The organism is Adhaeribacter arboris (genome assembly GCF_003023845.1).
Lineage (GTDB): Bacteria > Bacteroidota > Bacteroidia > Cytophagales > Hymenobacteraceae > Adhaeribacter > Adhaeribacter arboris.
In genome coordinates this window covers 4311407-4329760 of sequence record NZ_PYFT01000001.1, presented here as the reverse complement: position 1 = coordinate 4329760, position 18354 = coordinate 4311407, and the positions used below count along the sequence as shown (strand labels likewise).

20 protein-coding genes are annotated in these 18354 nt (G+C 40.4%); 12 read left to right on the top strand and 8 right to left on the bottom strand.

The genetic code is table 11. The features are described from left to right. The first annotated feature begins 127 nt into the window (after positions 1-127). Positions 128-1099, top strand: coding sequence for a YihY/virulence factor BrkB family protein (locus AHMF7605_RS17615; protein WP_106931370.1), 972 nt, complete (start codon positions 128-130; stop codon positions 1097-1099). A 67-nt stretch (positions 1100-1166) separates the two neighbouring features. Here the strand turns inward: AHMF7605_RS17615 and AHMF7605_RS17610 are convergent, their stop codons facing one another. Continuing rightward, positions 1167-1553 (bottom strand): RidA family protein, encoded by a 387-nt coding sequence (locus AHMF7605_RS17610; protein WP_106931369.1) that lies wholly within the window; start codon positions 1551-1553, stop codon positions 1167-1169. A gap of 44 nt (positions 1554-1597) precedes the next feature. Between AHMF7605_RS17610 and AHMF7605_RS17605 the strand changes: the two genes are divergently transcribed. Next, entirely contained in the window at positions 1598-2278 is a 681-nt protein-coding gene (locus tag AHMF7605_RS17605; protein ID WP_106933516.1) for a 3-hydroxyacyl-CoA dehydrogenase family protein, read from the top strand. 64 nt (positions 2279-2342) lie between these two features. On the opposite strand, the gene glmS is transcribed toward AHMF7605_RS17605, so the two are convergent. Genes glmS through AHMF7605_RS17590 form a run of 3 tightly spaced genes read right to left on the bottom strand, consistent with a single transcriptional unit; the run spans position 2343 to position 6451 of the window. Next, positions 2343-4178, bottom strand: a complete 1836-nt coding sequence (glmS, locus tag AHMF7605_RS17600; RefSeq protein ID WP_106931368.1) for a glutamine--fructose-6-phosphate transaminase (isomerizing) — start codon at positions 4176-4178, stop codon at positions 2343-2345. 58 nt (positions 4179-4236) lie between these two features. Further along, positions 4237-5649, bottom strand: coding sequence for a DUF4270 family protein (locus AHMF7605_RS17595; protein WP_106931367.1), 1413 nt, complete (start codon positions 5647-5649; stop codon positions 4237-4239). Continuing rightward, entirely contained in the window at positions 5633-6451 is an 819-nt protein-coding gene (locus tag AHMF7605_RS17590; protein ID WP_106931366.1) for a glycogen/starch synthase, read from the bottom strand. The genes AHMF7605_RS17595 and AHMF7605_RS17590 overlap by 17 nt, the downstream gene beginning before the upstream one ends. Before the next feature lie 142 nt (positions 6452-6593). Here AHMF7605_RS17590 and panC point away from each other — a divergent pair, with 142 nt between their 5' ends. The 7 genes from panC to AHMF7605_RS17555 all read left to right on the top strand — a co-directional run bounded on the left by panC (position 6594) and on the right by AHMF7605_RS17555 (position 12714). Continuing rightward, a complete protein-coding gene (panC, locus tag AHMF7605_RS17585; protein WP_106931365.1) occupies positions 6594-7442 on the top strand; it encodes a pantoate--beta-alanine ligase in 849 nt (282 codons plus the stop codon). Between the two features lie 112 nt (positions 7443-7554). Continuing rightward, positions 7555-7902 carry an aspartate 1-decarboxylase gene (gene panD / locus AHMF7605_RS17580; RefSeq protein ID WP_106931364.1) on the top strand — a complete coding sequence of 116 codons (348 nt, stop codon included), beginning with the start codon at positions 7555-7557 and terminating at the stop codon, positions 7900-7902. Between the two features lie 18 nt (positions 7903-7920). Then, entirely contained in the window at positions 7921-8976 is a 1056-nt protein-coding gene (locus AHMF7605_RS17575; RefSeq protein WP_106931363.1) for a lysylphosphatidylglycerol synthase transmembrane domain-containing protein, read from the top strand. Beyond that, positions 8957-9445 carry a D-glycero-beta-D-manno-heptose 1-phosphate adenylyltransferase gene (gene rfaE2 / locus AHMF7605_RS17570; RefSeq protein WP_106931362.1) on the top strand — a complete coding sequence of 163 codons (489 nt, stop codon included), beginning with the start codon at positions 8957-8959 and terminating at the stop codon, positions 9443-9445. Before AHMF7605_RS17575 ends, rfaE2 begins: the two co-directional genes overlap by 20 nt. A gap of 14 nt (positions 9446-9459) precedes the next feature. Next, positions 9460-10140, top strand: a complete 681-nt coding sequence (locus tag AHMF7605_RS17565) for a zinc metallopeptidase (protein ID WP_106931361.1) — start codon at positions 9460-9462, stop codon at positions 10138-10140. Between the two features lie 353 nt (positions 10141-10493). Continuing rightward, positions 10494-11633, top strand: a complete 1140-nt coding sequence (locus AHMF7605_RS17560) for an acyl-CoA dehydrogenase (protein ID WP_106931360.1) — start codon at positions 10494-10496, stop codon at positions 11631-11633. 157 nt (positions 11634-11790) lie between these two features. Then, positions 11791-12714 (top strand): AraC family transcriptional regulator, encoded by a 924-nt coding sequence (locus AHMF7605_RS17555; protein WP_106931359.1) that lies wholly within the window; start codon positions 11791-11793, stop codon positions 12712-12714. A gap of 93 nt (positions 12715-12807) precedes the next feature. Here the strand turns inward: AHMF7605_RS17555 and AHMF7605_RS17550 are convergent, their stop codons facing one another. The 4 genes from AHMF7605_RS17550 to AHMF7605_RS17540 form a co-directional block, all read right to left on the bottom strand. Beyond that, the gene (locus tag AHMF7605_RS17550; protein ID WP_106931358.1) at positions 12808-13581 is read right to left on the bottom strand and encodes a geranylgeranylglyceryl/heptaprenylglyceryl phosphate synthase; all 774 of its coding nucleotides are present in this window, start codon (positions 13579-13581) and stop codon (positions 12808-12810) included. Further along, the gene (locus AHMF7605_RS29830) at positions 13571-13735 is read right to left on the bottom strand and encodes a hypothetical protein (RefSeq protein ID WP_158267549.1); all 165 of its coding nucleotides are present in this window, start codon (positions 13733-13735) and stop codon (positions 13571-13573) included. Before AHMF7605_RS29830 ends, AHMF7605_RS17550 begins: the two co-directional genes overlap by 11 nt. A 212-nt stretch (positions 13736-13947) precedes the next feature. Beyond that, on the bottom strand, positions 13948-14172 hold the full coding sequence (locus tag AHMF7605_RS17545) for a hypothetical protein (protein ID WP_106931357.1): 225 nt from the start codon (positions 14170-14172) through the stop codon (positions 13948-13950). Further along, positions 14169-14543, bottom strand: a complete 375-nt coding sequence (locus AHMF7605_RS17540) for a phage holin family protein (RefSeq protein WP_106931356.1) — start codon at positions 14541-14543, stop codon at positions 14169-14171. The genes AHMF7605_RS17545 and AHMF7605_RS17540 overlap by 4 nt, the downstream gene beginning before the upstream one ends. Before the next feature lie 160 nt (positions 14544-14703). On the opposite strand from AHMF7605_RS17540, the gene AHMF7605_RS17535 reads away from it, so the two are divergent. From AHMF7605_RS17535 to AHMF7605_RS17525, 3 genes are all read left to right on the top strand, one after another. Next, positions 14704-15798, top strand: coding sequence for a DnaJ domain-containing protein (locus AHMF7605_RS17535; RefSeq protein ID WP_106931355.1), 1095 nt, complete (start codon positions 14704-14706; stop codon positions 15796-15798). A gap of 256 nt (positions 15799-16054) precedes the next feature. Further along, positions 16055-16393 carry a hypothetical protein gene (locus AHMF7605_RS17530; protein ID WP_106931354.1) on the top strand — a complete coding sequence of 113 codons (339 nt, stop codon included), beginning with the start codon at positions 16055-16057 and terminating at the stop codon, positions 16391-16393. 172 nt (positions 16394-16565) lie between these two features. Further along, positions 16566-18203 carry a catalase gene (locus tag AHMF7605_RS17525; RefSeq protein WP_394336205.1) on the top strand — a complete coding sequence of 546 codons (1638 nt, stop codon included), beginning with the start codon at positions 16566-16568 and terminating at the stop codon, positions 18201-18203. The last annotated feature ends 151 nt before the right edge of the window (positions 18204-18354 follow it).

The following is an 18354-nucleotide window of genomic DNA, read 5'->3' as shown; positions in this document are numbered from 1 at the left end:
TTAAAGCGGTTACTTGTTAGAGCTTGCGATTCGTTTTTAATTCCGGCAAATAGATTGAAATGACATCTTTTTAATCTATAGGAACTTAGCATGAAAATGAGTATAATTATAACTATAACCCTATAATATGAGTGTAAAGCGGCTTTATCATAACATATTTAAGAGCATTTGGCATTTGCTGCGTGAAACTTTTTTAGAGTTCTTGGATAATAATTCTTTTGATCGGGGCGCGGCTTTGGCTTATTATACTGTTTTTGCCTTACCTCCTATTCTCATCATCATGATTAATTCGGTAGGCGCCTTATTTGGGAAAGATGCCGTAAGCGGGGAGATTTACTACGAAATAAAAGAATTAATTGGTTCACAAGGCGCTTACGAAGTACAAAAAATGGTAGAAAATATCAGCCGATCCGGAGAGATTACCTTTACTACCCTTATTGGAATTATAACCTTACTACTGGCAGCTACCGGTTTGTTTATTTCGATGCAAGACGCTTTAAACGTAATTTGGGGCGTAAAGGCCAAACCCAGAAACCATTATTTTAAAATGGTACTCGACCGGATTATGTCGTTTGCCATGATTTTAAGTTTTACTTTTATTTTGTTGGTATCCTTAGTAGCACAGGCCATTTTAGCTAAACTAGGTAATTACCTCATGAAGCTCTTAGATCAAACGGCCATTATTCTGCTGCAAATGTTCAACGAAATGATTTCGCTGGCAGTAGTAGCTTTTATATTTGCCATGATATTTAAATTTTTACCCGATGTCAAAATTCAGTGGCGCGATGTGTGGGTAGGAGCTATTGTGACCGCTCTTTTATTTACTTTAGGCAGATTCCTGATTGGGTTTTATCTGGGCAACAGCAATTACTCTAATGTGTATGGCGCGGCAGGTACAGTAGTCATTATTTTAGTATGGGTATTTTACTCTTCTCAAATTTTGTTTTTTGGGGCTGTTTTTACCCTGGTCTTTTCCCGGAAATATGGTTCTAATATCTATCCTTCACCGTACGCCGTACGCGTGATTCGCCAAGAAGTCGAGGTAGGAAAAACGGCTGTAAACGCCGAACCAGGTAAATTTGAAAACTCAGACAATTAATTTCTAATCAGCCGCTTCTTATATGGCAAGCTTTTCGTTCGTTAAGAATCCTGAGTTTAGCTAAACTTTAAGCAGGTTTTACGGCAATACACGAAATCTCAACATTTACATCTTTTGGAAGTCGACTTACTTCTACGGTTTCGCGGGCGGGTGGCATTTGATTAAAATAACTACCGTATATAGTATTAATGCGCGCAAAATTATTCAGGTCCTTCACAAATATGCTGCACTTTACTACATTAGTAAAATCTAAACCTGCTTCGGATAGAATAGCTTGTAAGTTTTGCATTACCTGATGGGTTTCTGTTTCTATATCATCAAGTACCATACTGTCAGTAGCTGGGTTAATAGCTATTTGACCGGAAACATATAAAACATTATTGGCCAGTACCGCCTGACTATACGGACCAATTGGAGCCGGAGCGTTAGTTGAATTTATAATAGTATTCGCCATAAACAAAGTTTAATTTCTGTATTTTGGCCCAAATGTACGCAAATATGGAAATAGTTGTGTTAGCTGCTCCTGAAACGGCACCCGAGTTTCGGCAAAAGTTTTCTAGTCCATCTCTGCTTTATAAAGTGGTGTCTTCTTACGAAGCTTTGCTTCCGCTTTTAGATAAAGCCGAAGTCGTATTTGATTATTTTTTGGCGGATGAACCAGAACAATTAAACTTATATGCGCACCGATCGTCGTTAGTTGTATTTTGCCAAGCAGCTAAGATCCAGTTAGCCGAGTTGGCTATTAAATTTCCGGTACTACATTGTGCTTTATTTGGTTTTAACGGCTTACCCGGTTTCTTAAACCGATCGGTTCTAGAGGTTTCTGTTTTATGTTCGGAAGATATTGCCAAATTACAAGCAGTTTGCACTTATTTGAATAGCGATTATTTAGTTATTGCAGATCGGGTAGGTATGGTAACGCCGCGCATTATCGCTATGATTATTAATGAAGCTTGTTATACGCTACAGGAAAATACGGCTCAGATAACAGATATTGAAAAATGCATGAAATTAGGTGCAAATTATCCTTACGGACCATTTGAATGGGCAAACCGGATTGGTATCCGGCATGTTTACGAACTACTAACTGCCCTTTATGAGAATACTAAAGACGAACGTTATAAAATTTGCCCGCTTTTAAAAACGAAGTATTTGCGAGGAGAAATTTTTAAAATTTGAATACCATAAACAAAAAGAGCCACTTAAGGCTCTTTTTGTTTATGAGTACTTGAATAACCGAAAGTTATTCAACTGTAACAGATTTAGCTAAATTACGTGGTTGGTCTACGTTGCAACCCCGCATAACCGCAATATGGTAAGAAAGTAATTGTAATGGAATTACAGAAAGCAAGGGCGTTAATGCTTCATGCGTATCCGGAACCTCAATAACGAACTCAGCCATATCCGGAATAACGGCATCGCCTTCCGTTACAATAGCGATAATCCGACCTTTACGAGCTTTTACTTCCTGAATATTAGAAACAATTTTCTCGTAAGATGAATCTTTTGTAGCAATTACTACTACTGGCATATTAGCGTCAATAAGAGCAATAGGGCCGTGTTTCATTTCCGCGGCTGGGTATCCTTCCGCATGGATGTAGGAAATTTCTTTTAATTTTAATGCTCCTTCCAGGGCTACCGGGAAGTTAAATCCACGACCTAGATACAGGAAGTTAGCAGCATCTTTAAATATTTCCGAAATAACCTTTATTTCAGTGTCTAACTGTAAAGCTTTTTCTACTTTAGTCGGAATTTGCTCCATTTCCAACATAAGTTGCCGTAAGGTAGATGTTTCAATTGTACCGCGTTTTTCCGCGATCATCATGGCAAGCAGTGTTAAAACTGTTACCTGCGCGGTAAAGGCTTTTGTACTGGCTACTCCAATCTCCGGCCCGGCATGGGTATAGGCGCCTGCATCTGTAGCACGCGCAATAGAAGAACCAACTACGTTGCAAACCCCAAAAATCATGGCGCCCTTCGATTTCGCCAATTCAATTGCAGCCAAGGTATCGGCTGTTTCGCCAGATTGGGAAATAGCTATTACTATATCACCTTCTTTAATAATCGGGTTCCGGTACCGAAACTCCGAAGCATATTCTACTTCAACGGGAACACGGGCAAATTCTTCAATTAAATACTCAGCTACTAAACCAGCATGCCACGAAGTACCACAAGCTACAATAAGTATCCGATCCGCATTCTTAAATTTGTTTTCAAATTCAATAACACTAGCCATCACTAAATGACTGTTTTCGGCTACTAATCTACCGCGCATGCTATCTAAAATAGAGCGTGGTTGCTCAAAAATTTCTTTCAGCATAAAATGCGGATAACCCCCCTTTTCAATAGATTCGAGTTCGAGCTCCAGTTTTTGAATGTAAGGAGTTTGCGACACATCTTCGCGCGTACGAATATCCAGCTTGCCATCCCGGATAACAGCTAATTCATAATCGTTCAAGTATACTACTTCATTGGTGTACTCAATAATAGGAGTAGCATCTGAGGCCAGAAAGAATTCATCTTTACCTACGCCAATTACCAGTGGACTACCTTTGCGAGCTGCAATTAATTGATTAGGAGAATCATGAGATATAACAACAATAGCGTAAGCGCCTACTACTTCGTGCAGAGCTAACCTAACTGCTTCTGCTAGCGAAATATTACTGTTTTCGCGAATATCTTCAATTAAGTTAATAAATACTTCAGAATCAGTATCGCTGTGGAACTCATATCCTTTATTTATTAAATGTTGTTTTAATGATCCATAATTCTCAATAATGCCATTATGGATGATAGCAATTTTTTTAGAACTAGAATAATGGGGGTGCGCATTAACATCATTAGGTTCTCCGTGAGTAGCCCAACGGGTATGGCCCATCCCAATATGGCTATGGGTATTTTTATCAGAGATGAAGTTTTCGAGTTCGCTAACTTTCCCTTTTTTCTTATAAACGTTTAAGTTACCGTTCAGTAAAGCAATACCGGCACTATCATAACCTCGATATTCTAAACGCTTTAAACCTTTGATTATAATAGGACAAGCCTCACGGTACCCTACATATGCTACAATGCCGCACATAAAATTAAAATATTAAATGAGTTAAAAATTATTTCATTAGTTGAGTTGATTAAACAGATTAGTTTGTTTTAGAGAAATAAAGACGAAGCTTTATTTTATTTGGTCCACTTATTTGCAGAATCGATGAATAAAGACCAGTAGCTTCCAATACAGTTTTACCAGTAGCATCTAGAATCCCAGTTCGGGAAGTGGGTACTAGTAGTAAATTCTTGCTCGTTAATTTATGGTAAACAGATTGTTTACCATAAATTAAATCCTGCACATATCTGGTAACATTAACAATATAAGCTTTTTTATCTTTATTATAGCGGATAGCTGCCGCTTGCGGCGTGTTATCGCCACGGGAAAGCGTTTCTAATGGATCTTCTGTAACTACCCGAGGCAAACCAGCAGTTTTAAGAATTCTATTAGATTTATTAGTTTCTACTAAATAGGCTGCCGGCGATGGTAAATAAAAAGCGTTGTCTTTTACGGGAATAATTAATTCAGCCCGGTTAACCGCTACATCAATTAAATTAAGCTTCTCCCGGAAACGGTTAAGATAAGGGAAAGAAATCTTTGTAAGAATACCCGTGCTTTCCTGCAGATACGTCTCGCTGTTTGTGGCACCTGAATTAAGGGAATCTCCGGAATTATGGAGAGCAGCCAGTGCGCTACCAGTTAAATTACTTGTAACTTGATTTAGTCGGTCGTTGCTACCACTAATAGCTAAATCATATTTTTGCTTTTTATTATCCGACGAAGTATAGTAAATCCGTAAATAAGTACTATCGGCATCCGGCGCAAACCCAATTGCGGCATTCGTGTTTGAGCCAGCACTAATAACAATACCTTTAAACGTTTTAGCAAACTCGACAGGATTACTTAAAGTAGCAGCAGGTAAGCTCATTATCCGCTGGCCCAACTCATTATTAAGTTTAATCCGAACAGGTATGGAATACTTTGTTTCTACTCCTGATTTAGCATCTTTAACTGTACGTGTTTTCTTAGGAGTAGGCAGAAAAGTGGCAGACCCTATTAAATTAGGTAGTGCTTCTAAATTGTTATTATTGTTGGTGTAATAAGTAGCTTCCGCTTTAAAAAGAGTACCTAATTCCCGCACTTCAACTGTATAGTTCTTCGTGGTATCTCCGTAATATTCACCGTAATCTAATGATAATATTACCGAATCAGGCGTTCCGGCATTAGCAGCAATGGTTCCGCCTGTAGGACCTACGGCTAAATACGATTTAGCCGTAGTGGTACCTGTTTGAACTGTTGTAAAGGTTCCAACCAATAAATTGCCTATCCGGTAGCCTATAATAGAATCATTTGCTAAAACGGTAGAAGCTTTAATACTTATGGTATCGGTAAAAACGGCATCTACAAGGCTTCCCTCATAAGCGGTACCTAAATCATTTGAGTCATTGCAGGAAAAAAGAGAAACAAGAGCTAAAACAAAAATGTAAGGTCGCTTAATTAGCCAATTCATTATAAAGATTATAGTAAGAATCTAAAAAGTTTTCGTCCGAAGAATCAATCTGGTTAATAGGTTTAGTAGAGCAAAATTCTTTGAATAAAGCATTAATGTTCTCACTAAAATTCTCTTCGTGCGATTTAGAAACCAAATCAGCATATTCCATACCAACTTTCACAAAACCACCAAAATCAGCCGTCTTTAAATGAGTCAACATATCATCGTCAATGTCCAACATTTTTACTTTTTCAAGCAAATCACCTTCAAATTTGTAATCGAACTCATTATTGTAAACGGTAAAGATGGATTTCGCATCTTTAAAAATCGGATCTTTTTTATAAGTAGTTTTTAAATACATCGGAATTAAACCAGTCATCCAGTCATTACAATGCACAATATCCGGCGACCAGCCTAATTTTTTAACGGTTTCCAGCACGCCTTTACAGAAAAAGATAGCCCGTTCATCGTTATCTGTATAAAATTTGTTGTCTTTGTCTACTAAAACTGATTTCCGATGGAAATAGTCTTCGTTATCTATAAAATATACCTGTAGCTTTGCATTTGGAATAGAGGCAACTTTAATAATAAGCGGTTTTTCTTCTTCACCTACGGCAATGTTAATACCAGACAATCTTACTACTTCGTGTAAACGATTTTTACGCTCGTTGATCAATCCGAATCTCGGGACAAAAATCCGGATTTCCATTCCGCGTTCCTGCATGCCTTGGGGCAGCATCCTTAAAAACTCGGATACCTGGGTGGTTTGCAAAAACGGATTAATTTCTGTTGCAGCGTATAAAATGCGAAGTTTTGACATAGGTTTTTGACTATTTTAATGATGAGAAATAATGGGCAACACTATTCGGCAGCACAAAATTACAAAAATTTTATCATATTTTCAATTTATTTATCTAAAACTTAAGCTTACTACTTTTTAGGCTAAACATTCTCAAAAATTAATGCAAGTAATTACGCATCTGTCAGATATTAAACTACTCACCGAGCAAATACGGGCTACCGGAAAAACGATTGGATTTGTGCCCACTATGGGAGCTTTGCATGCAGGGCATTTACAGTTATTACGTACCGCCACCCGCGATACCGCCGTAACAGTTTGTAGCATTTTTGTTAACCCCATACAATTTAATAATGCCGAAGATTATCGGTTATATCCTAAAACAACTGAGAAAGATGTAGCCTTATTGCAAGAGAATAGCTGCGATATCTTGTTTATGCCGGAAGCAACGGCAATGTACGAACAACCAGCTTTACTTAAGTTTAACTTTGGAGCGTTGGAACAAGTAATGGAAGGTTTTTACCGGCCGAGCCATTTTAACGGAGTAGCTACGGTAGTGAGTAAATTATTTCATTTGGTAAAACCCCACAAAGCTTATTTCGGACAGAAAGACTTACAGCAATTTGCTATTATACGGCAATTAGTGCAAGATCTTAACTTTGACTTAGAACTGGTTTGTCATGCGGTGGTGCGAGAAGCAGATGGATTAGCCTTATCATCCAGAAACCAGCGGTTAACACCAACCGGGCGCCAAATAGCTCCCCAGCTTTATAAAGCGCTGCAGCTAGGAAAACAACTCGCCGAACGCAGGAGTGCTACCATTCAGGAAATTAAAAATACAGTAAAAACGTTCTTACAACAGTACCCGGAAATTACTCCCGAGTATTTTGAAATAGTGGACGCAGAAACGTTACAACCTGCTTCGGGTTTTACCCGGCCAGCAGCTCTATGTTTGGCAGCTTACCTGGATAATGTGCGCCTGATAGATAATGTGATAGTAGACGCTTTATAAAGGAGGTAGTGAGCAGCTTTTGTAAAGGTAAAAGTTCAAGGGTTATGGTTGACTATCGGGTAAAACAAAAATATGTACCTTTGCGGCCAATTTAAGCGAAAGAGAAAAATATATGCAAATAGAAGTTTTAAAATCAAAGATTCATCGGGTAAAAGTTACTCAGGCCGAACTGCATTATGTGGGCAGTATTACCATTGATGAAGATTTGATTGATGCTGCTAATCTGGTAGAAAACGAGAAAGTACAGATTGTAAATATCAATAACGGCGAACGTTTTGAAACGTACGTGATTAAAGGGGAACGAGGAACCGGTGTCGTATGCCTGAACGGTCCGGCGGCCCGTAAAGTACAGGTAGGTGATATTGTAATTGTTATTTCGTACTGCTTAATTGATTTTAGCGAAGCCAAAACGCACGTACCAACTCTTATATTTCCTGACCAAAATAACCGGCTGATTTAGGCAGCAAGAATAGCGTTTATGAAAAAGCTTCTTACTATCGGTAAATATCTTCTATTAGCAGGTTTGTCGGTTTTCCTGATGTGGTACGCACTAAAGGGAATTGATTTTGCTTTGGTGTGGAAGCAATTACAGCACGTTAATTATTTCTGGATTGGAGTTTCGCTTTTGCTGGGTATAACTGGTTATTTTAGTCGGGCTTACCGGTGGAAGATGCAGTTAGAGCCCTTGGGATATCGCCTTACTATTTTCGAAACGTACCATGCCATGATGGTAGGTTATCTGGCTAATTTAGTTTTACCCCGAGCCGGAGAAGTAATACGCTGCAGTATTTTAAGTAAAACGAGTAACGTAGCGGTAAAAGCGTCCTTCGGAACAGTTATTACCGAAAGGTTGCTTGATATGTTAATGCTGCTGCTACTAACTGGAGCCGCTTTCTTAATAGAATTTGATCGAATTCACGCTTTCTTCTGGAATTTGTTTTCGACAAAGGTCGCCGATTACGAAGCTAAAAGTGATCTACTGTATCGGTTAGGGGGGGCTGCTGTTTTGGTTTTTATTTTAGGACTTGCGCTGCTATATACCTTCCGGGAAAAGTTAAAAAATAATCCCTTATACTGGAAAATACGCGATTTCTTAATTGGTGTAGCCGAAGGGGTGCTTAGTATTGCCAAACTGAAAAATAAGTTCGTTTTTGTAGCGCACACACTTTTTGTATGGCTTACGTATTATTTTACCGGCTACGTGGGTTTTCTAGCCTTGCCTGGTACCGGAAATTTAAGTTTAGGCGCGGCTTTATCGGTCTTGGTGGTAGGGAGTTTAGGAATGAGTGCTCCCGTGCAAGGCGGTATTGGGGTATTTCATATAATGGTCCGTTCTACCCTGTTGCTTTATGGCTTATCCAAAGAAACCGGCATGGCCTATGCCTTACTAACGCATACTTCGCAAACCTTGTTAGTAGTTATACTAGGCGGTATCAGCTTCATTTATAGCATGCTGAATCGGGCGCCCGTAAAACCAACACCAGTGCTCCAGTCCGAATTAAATTCAGTTGTTTATGATAAACGCTCAAAGTAAAATTTTTAAAGATGTATCAACGGCTTTAGCTACTATTCGGCGGTGGCAAGAGGAAGGAGATACTATTGTATTTACCAACGGGTGTTTTGATATTTTACACTTGGGCCACGTAGATTACCTGGAAAAAGCCCGCCATTTAGGCAATAAATTGGTTCTCGGTTTAAACACAGATGCCTCAATAAGCCGCTTAAAAGGTTCGGAAAGGCCCCTTCAGGACGAAATGTCACGAGCCAGGGTAATGGCATCCTTGTTGTTTGTGGATATGGTAATATTGTTTGCGGAAGATACTCCGTACGAGTTAATTGCCGTGGTTAAGCCGGATATTCTGGTAAAAGGCGATGATTATGCCATTGAAAATATTGTGGGGCACGATATCGTTCAGAAAAATGGGGGAACCGTACAAACGATTGCACTCGTAAAAGGGTATTCAACTACAAATATTGTCGAGAAAATAAAACAACAAATTTAAACAAGGAAAAGAAAATGGGTGGAGTATATTTAATAGCCATACTGGTAATGCTGGTTAGCTTATTTGTAAGCTGGCGGCTAAAAAGCAAATTTGCGCAGTATTCGCAAGTAGGCTTACATTCAGGTTTAAGTGGCCGCGAAATAGCTGAAATGATGCTGGCCGATCATAATATTCGGGATGTACGGGTTATTTCTACCGAAGGTCAGTTAACGGACCATTATAACCCGGCAGATAAAACAGTTAACTTAAGCGAAGGAGTTTATGCTTCCCGGAGTGCGGCGGCGGCGGCAGTAGCTGCGCACGAGTGCGGACATGCGGTGCAACACGCTACCGCCTATAGTATGCTTAAATTCCGTTCGGCCATGGTGCCGGCTTTGAGTGTGGCATCGCGGTATATGCAATGGATTATATTAATCGGTATTTTTATGATTAATACCAGTGTTATTCCTTTAACTATTGGCGTAGCTTTATTTGCTTTAACTACCTTATTTAGCTTTATTACTTTACCGGTAGAATTTGATGCCAGTCGCCGGGCCTTGGCTTGGATGGATCGCCGGGGAGTAGTAACTACTCAGGAACATGCTATGGCGAAAGATTCTCTTAAATGGGCGGCTTTAACTTACGTAGTGGCTGCTATTGGTTCGCTGGCTACTTTGTTATACTACGTATCTATTTTGATGGGGCGCCGGGATTAAGTAAATTCAGCTTAAATATAGATTTTATTGCGCCGCTCCTTATAAGGAGCGGCGTTTTTATTTATTGTCTTGTCAGAAGCTTTATTAAGTAGAAATCTAAGTAAGTGGTAGCTACAGCCAGCGGGCTATGGCGTAAATCTTCCGAATGAATAGGGAACGGGACAACACCATAATAGATAGAAGAACCAAAAATATGAATAAATAGGTATGCATGCATACTTATTTAAAAGTATGCGTATATTTACTGTATCTGGTATTCGACTTACCTGAAGGGAACAGGCTAAAATTTTACTTCAACTAACTCGGGTACTTAAGAACAAAGTATGTGTTCCTTATCAAAATAAACCAGCAGCATGGATTTCAGACTAACCGAAGAACATCTAGCCGTACAAGAAGCGGCCCGCGATTTTGCCCAAACCGAGTTATTACCCGGCGTTATTGAACGGGATGAACAGCAGAGGTTTCCGGCCGAGCAGATAAAAAAAATGGGCGAGCTTGGTTTTTTAGGCATGATGGTCGACCCAAAGTACGGGGGAAGCGGCATGGATACTATTTCGTACGTGCTGGCTATGGAAGAAATTTCGAAGGTAGATGCTTCGGCTTCGGTGGTAATGTCGGTAAATAATTCGCTGGTGTGCTGGGGACTCGAAAAATACGGTACCGAAGAACAAAAGCAAAAATACTTGACTAGGCTGGCGACTGGCGAAATTATTGGAGCTTTTTGTTTATCTGAACCCGAAGCGGGCTCCGACGCTACTATGCAGCGTACCACCGCTGTAGAACAGGACGATTATTATTTAATCAACGGCACCAAAAACTGGATTACGAACGGCAGCACGGCTAGTGTTTATTTGGTTATTGCGCAAACCTATCCCGAAAAGCGCCATAGAGGCATAAATGCGTTTATTGTAGAACGGGATACTCCTGGTTTTGTAGTGGGTAAAAAAGAAAACAAATTAGGTATTAGAGGTTCCGATACGCACTCGCTTATGTTTACCGATGTAAAAGTGCCCAAAGAGAACCGCATTGGGGAAGATGGCTTCGGATTTAAGTTTGCCATGAGTGTGCTGAACGGCGGACGTATTGGTATTGCGGCGCAGGCTTTAGGTATTGCGTCCGGCGCTTACGAGTTGTCCGTTAAATACGCGAAAGAACGTAAGTCGTTTGGCGTTGAAATAGCCAAGCACCAAGCCATTCAATTTAAACTGGCCGATATGGCTACGTATATAGATGCCGCCCGCCTATTGTGCTTACAAGCGGCCGCTGATAAAGACGCCGGTCGCGATTATGCTAAGTCGGGAGCTATGGCGAAATTGTTTTCTTCTAAAGTAGCCATGGATACCACTATTGAGGCCGTGCAAGTACACGGCGGCTACGGATTTGTGAAAGAATACCACGTAGAAAGACTGATGCGCGACGCAAAAATTACGCAAATTTATGAAGGCACCTCCGAGATTCAGAAAATAGTAATATCAAGAGAGTTACTAAAATAATAGAATAGTGCTATGTTGAAATAATGCTGTTCAAAAATAATATATTTGTTAAATGGTGTATAATTATTTTTCAATTATTTTTGACTTATTGAAAGATTAATAGTAATTTTAAACCTTATAATCTAAATATCAAAAAAATAAAGATAAAATACCAATCATGGAAGATTACAATAAGGTTATTGAGTCCTTGGGGGTGCGATATATTAAATCTAAGAATTATGTATTGCAGCAACCATTTGGTGTGCGGAACTTTTATGATGTGGGCAATAACCTGATTTTGCTCCATAGAGGGGTTATTGCTTTCGGTGATGAGAAACAAGTAGTAGAAGAAGGGGAGATGTTGTTTGTGCCGGGTGGGCGGAGTACCAAAATCTACTACGGCGATCCGGATAGCCGGATGATTTCGAATGATGATTTAATAAGTAATAAAGAAAAGTTCTTCCGGAGCAACAACGATCTGGACTTAATTGGCGATGCGGAAGAAAGCCATAGCTTTGTGAGTTTTGAGGCTAAAGTTTTTGATTCGGTTAACTTTTTCGCTTCGCTGGATGTACCGGCTTTCTTAATTTCTAGTAATTCCAAGCTGGCTAACTTAATTATAAAAGTAATTGAGGAAAGCATGCAGGATTTACCGGGTAAAGAACGGTTAATAAACATCTATACCGAAAATATTATAGTAGAGATTATTCGGTATATTCTTAAAAATAAGATGTTTGTGGAGCAATTGGCTACCAACAGCACTTACTTTAAAGATCCCCGTTTGATCGATCTCTTCAACTATATTAAAGAAAATATCGGCGGCGATTTATCCAATAAAGTGCTTTCTAATGTGGCTAATGTATCCGAAGATTACGTGGGGCAGTACTTTAAAATGCTGACCGGTATTAATCCGCAGGATTATATTGAGTACCAGCGCATGGAACGGGCCGTGTTCTTGTTACGTACCACTAAGAAAAGCATCCGCGAAATTGGTAAAGAAGTAGGCTACAAAGATACGGCTTATTTCTGCCGTCGCTTTAAAATGATGTTCGGTATTCCGGCTGGTAAGATGCGCCGCCGCGAATCTGCGATGAATATTTAAATCAAAGATTTCTTATAAAACAAGCGCGCCTACGTCTGAAAACGTAGGCGCGCTTGTTTTATAAGAAATTAGGTAATGGAACAAAAGCCAATTTTAAAGAGAATTTAATAAAGCAGCAGAATTTAATTCATTAATAACCGTTGCAGCGGAACAGATAAAGTCCGGATTCTTCTCTATCTCATTACCTACTACAATCATATCTGCGCCGGCTCCTAAAGCAGCCATTATTTTTGCTGGGGTATTTAGTCCACCACCCGCAATTATAGGAACCTCTACTACCTGACGCACCGCCTGAATCATAGCCGCAGGAACGGGGTTCTGCGCCCCACTGCCCGCGTCTAAAAATATCAGGTGTAAACCTAATTGTTCGCCGGCTAAGGCGGTGCTGGCCGCAATACTGGGTTTATCGTGCGGTAAAGGCATGCTGCCACTCATGTACGAAGCAGTCGTTGGCCGACCAGAATCAACGAGAATATAACCGGTAGGTAAAATTTGAAGCTGGCTGGATTTTAGAATAGGAGCGGAAATAACGTGTTGCCCAATTAAAAATTCAGGATTTCGGCCCGAAATAAGCGACAGCAATAAAATGCCATCGGCTTGCGCATCTATATGCAAACTGCTGCTGGGAAATAGAATTACCGGAATGCTGCTTTTCTGTTTGAGCAAAGAAATAAGCGGCGCTTGGTTAGAGGTAGTAACCAGGCTGCCGCCTACAAAAAAATAATCGATAGAATACGTGTGGCTTAGTAAAATAAGTCTTTCGCAGGCCGCTACGGTTAAATTATCCGGGTCGAGCAGTACGGCAAATAATTTTTGTCTCTGTTGTTTTTTCTGGAGTATTTGTTCGTATATCCGGCTAAACGGCATCCTCTTCGTGATATGAGAAATCGATATCTCTGGTTACGGGTTCTTTCGTGACCACAATATCGGGATTTTTAGGCACATGCAGGTACTCTTCTAATTTTTTGGTTACATACACCAGCAAAAAAGCCGTTATTTGAGTAGATAAAGCTTTTGCCATTTCCGATTCCATAAAGGTTTTCGCCAACTCGGTTACAAACGACGGCTGAGCAGGTTGTGGCGGTTGGTAATACGCGGAAATAGGAGGTACCTGACCGGAGCCAGATTGAAAAGTTGAATCGTAGGGAGTAGAATTATCTTCCCTTGCAGAACTCGCACCCGTTGGAGCCGCATACGTACTCGTTGTCGCCAGTTGTTTTTGAAGCCCCGTTTTTAGGGCTTTACTTTTTTTTTAGTTTTGCTTCCTCCTCCCAGCAGCTTGCTTACTAACCAAATCCCGACTAAGGCACCACCGCCAATAAGCACCTTTTTGCCTATTTCCTGCGATTGAGTCTTTAATTCGGCAACATCGCCCAGCAGGGCGTTTTTATACTCTTGTTTTTGTCTTTCTAAGAATTCTTTTCTGTCTTCGAAAAGCGGATTATTTAGTTCGTTCATAACGGTTGATTTCTTTTATCGTCTTTATATACAGTATTATCGAATGTTTTATCGGCCAGGTTACTAAATAATTTCTTATCTACACCCATTATTACAATAACTAATAAAATAACGTAAAATAAAGTAACAATACCGAAGCCCCAGAAATGGCTGTCGAGAAGATCATTCAGGAGAAGACCTATAAAAATATTAAAAAAGATTAAAGCCATAAAGCCAGCAAAACCTAATACAATCGCGCGTAGTAAGCCTACAAAGCCTTCTTTTAGCTTGGTTTGTATTTCTAATTTTAATAGATCGATGCGGGTATCAATATAACCCATTAAGTTGCTGATCAGGCTTTCCGTCTTAGAGCCTTTGTCGTCGTTATTCATAGTATTAGTTTAGTTAGATCCAATTACGTGTACAATAAAAAAGTAAAAAATATTAAGGAACCTCTATTATTCGAAAATTGTATTACGGATTTTAGAATAATATTGTCTAAAAAAAGCGTTATTTTTAAAAATAGCTTCTTTACCTAACGGGCAGGCATCTTTGAATCAGAATTATTATACCATTTTAGAAATAAATCCTTCGGCTACGAACGCCGAAATAAAAGCAGCTTACAAACGACTGGCCCGGCTATACCATCCGGACAAGCACCAGGGAAACCGGTTGTTCGAAGAAAAGTTTAAAGTCGTAAACGAAGCATACCAGATTTTATCCGACGAAAGAAAACGGGCCATATACGATTTAAAATTGCAGTACCTGGTACTGCAATACCAAGCCATGCAACAGGCGCCGTATCAAACGCCGATTGTTACCCGCGAACCAGCTTCGTACTCCGAGCGCCATTACCGTACTATTCCTAAACGGGAATTTCAGCGCAAAGACTTAAAAATAATTATCGGTATTTTCATCGGAATAATTATCGCCAGTTTACTGGTAAAGTTGTTAATGGACCATATAACCGGTATGAGCAATTACCGCGCGGCTTTGCAATATACTAAAATGGAGCAATGGAGTTTAGCGCATAGCCTGCTCACCAAAACTATTTACTTTAAACCTAATTTTGCCGATGCTTATTCCCGGAGGGCACGCATTGAAATGAATATTTACCAGAATTACCCGGCGGCCATTGCCGACTTAGATGAAGCTATAAAACGAACAGAGCAACCAAGAGCCGATTTGTTTTATGATAAAGGCCGGTGTTACGAAAAGTTACAGCGCGATACCTTAGCCGAAGCCCAAATGACTAAAGCTTTGCAGGCCAACCAGGTGTATACCCCGGCCTATTTTGAGCGCGGAATGATTCGGGCTACTTTGCTGAATACCTATCCTCAGGCCATTCAGGATTTTAATTCTTTTTTAAAATTTTCGGGTGCCAACGCTAAAATGCGCAACGAGGCCTTGTTGTACCGGGGATATTGTTATTATTTGCTAGGACAAGCCGATAAGTCTATTCCTGATTATGAACAAGCACTAGCTGCCGACACCCAAAGTGGCCGCTTGCTCTACTTGTTAGGCAAAGCCTACTACGATTTGGATAGGAAAGACGAAGCGTGCCGTAATTTTTTACAAGCGTATAAACGTGGCTATGCCTCCGCCGCTTACGATTTGTATCAATATTGTAGAATAAAGGTAGATTAGTTTGGTCGGTGTGCGTTTTAATTATTCGACTTAAGTACCTATGTTAATTATCTATGAATATATAGCAATATAACGAATAAGCTGGGTTTAGAGTAAAGTACTCACAATTAATTTAAAAATTTCTAAACTTCCGGTTAATTATGATTTGTTTCGATGCCCCCATCTTTTAATGTATTACTTCGCTGATAAGGATTCATTAGTAATGCATTGGCTGCAAGCCCCTGATGATGGTGAATACCGCGATGCATGAAAGTTAATGTTACAGTTAGGTCGGGAAAAAGAAGTTAAAAATTGGGTGATTAATTCGCAAAATCTTGGAAAGCTAAGTGGGGATAATGCTAACTGGATGTACGAGAATTGGTATCCGCATTTTTTACAGCTACCCACCGAGAAATATGCTTGTATTGCAGCCGATGATGTGTATTACTTACTAGTAATGGAAGATATGTTTAATTACCAGAAAAAAATTATTCGGTTTGATTTTCAGTTCTTCTCAGAAATGGATAGCGCGTTGGAATGGGTGCTTGAAGAAATTCCTATAAAAATCGATTTAGTTATGCCACTAAGAGCATTTGCCTTAGTTGGAACGCGATAGTTCAGAGAGCCCGCTTCATCGCGGGCTTTCTGCCTAACGAGAAGCAAGTTTCGTTAGGAAAAGCCCGATGCGGTTGTTAATATTGCGGGGAAACGGAAAAGATAAGTTTCTAAAACGAAACTTGACTATTTATTTACAGGTAAAGTAAAGTTATACCTAAAATTTATTTTTAATGATGCAACAAGAAAACGGAACTCACAAACCCGCCGGGGAGAACGGATCGACCGGCAATGGTCGTATGGGCGCAGAAAACGAACCACGCATTCTTACTACTCGTCAAGGGCATCCCGTAACTGATAACCAGAATATCCGCACCGTTGGTAACCGGGGGCCTGCTACCATGGAGAACTATCACTTCATCGAGAAAGTCTCGCACTTCGACCGGGAACGGATTCCGGAGCGGGTCGTACATGCCCGGGGAGCGGGTGCGCATGGTGTTTTTGAAGCTTACGGAACCGTAGGAGATCAGCCAATAGCAAAATATACCAGAGCTAAATTATTTCAGGAAAAAGGAAAACAAACGCCGGTGTTTGTGCGGTTTTCTACCGTAGGGCATGGTGGCCATTCGCCGGAAACCTTACGCGACCCCCGCGGTTTTGCCGTTAAATTTTATACCGAAGACGGTAACTGGGATTTAGTAGGAAATAACCTGAAGATTTTCTTTATCCGAGATGCCATGAAGTTTCCGGATTTGATTCACTCGCAAAAGCCAGATCCGGTAACCAATATCCAGAGCGGCGAACGGATTTTCGACTTTATTGCTAATACTCCCGAGGCTACCCACATGGCCACTTTCCTGTTTTCGCCGTACGGTATCCCGGCCAATTACCGGCAAATGCAAGGCTCGGGCGTTAATACGTATAAATGGGTAAATGCCGACGGCGAAGCCGTATTGGTAAAATACCACTGGGAACCATTGCAGGGGATCCGCAACCTGACTCAAGCCGAAGCCGAATCTATCCAGGCCAAGAACTTTAACCACGCTACCCAGGATTTATTCGAAGCCATTAAAGCCGGTAATTTCCCGCAGTGGGAATTGTTCGTGCAAATTATGAGCGACGACGAGCATCCGGAACTGGATTTCGATCCGTTGGATGATACTAAAATCTGGCCGAAAGATCAGTTTCCTTGGTTGCCCGTTGGTAAAATGACTCTAAACCGGAACCCGGTAGATTACTTCAACGAAGTAGAACTGTCGGCTTTTGGTACCGGAGTATTGGTAGACGGATTGGATTTCTCGGATGACAAAATGTTACAAGGCCGTACCTTTTCTTATTCGGATACCCAACGTTACCGGGTAGGAGCTAATTATTTGCAGTTGCCCATTAATGCTCCGCGGGTAAAAGTAGCTACCAACCAGCGCGGTGGACAAATGTCGTACAAAACCGATTTTGCCGAAGGTCAGAACCCACACATTAATTACGAACCTTCTTTCTTAGGTGGTTTACAGGAAGCTGCTAAAGCGGGTAAAGATTATACTCCGCGTTACGAAGCCAACCTGGTACGCCAAAAAATCGACCGGACCAACAACTTTAAGCAAGCCGGCGAAACGTACCATAATTTTGAAGATTGGGAACGCGATGATTTGATTTTTAATTTGGTAAATACGCTTAGCACCTGCGATAAGCGCATCCAGGACAAAATGGTGGAGCACTTTACTTTAGCCGACGAAGAGTATGGCCGCCGGGTAGCCGAAGGTCTGCAACTTAAATTAAAAGATCAAAGCGATAAAGGACCAATCGGCGCTACTTCCCCGAAAGAAGGAGTAGAAGAAGCCCAACGCGTTTCGCACGAAGCAAAGTCTTACTAAGTTTATAAATAATTTTAAATTTAAAAAGAAAGCCATCTTCGTTTGAAGATGGCTTTCTGCTTTTACGGAGATAAATAGTACGCTATCCTTTTGAAGTATAGATTTATCCTTGAATTGGATGGGTTATTAACTTGTCTTTAAATAGCGTAGA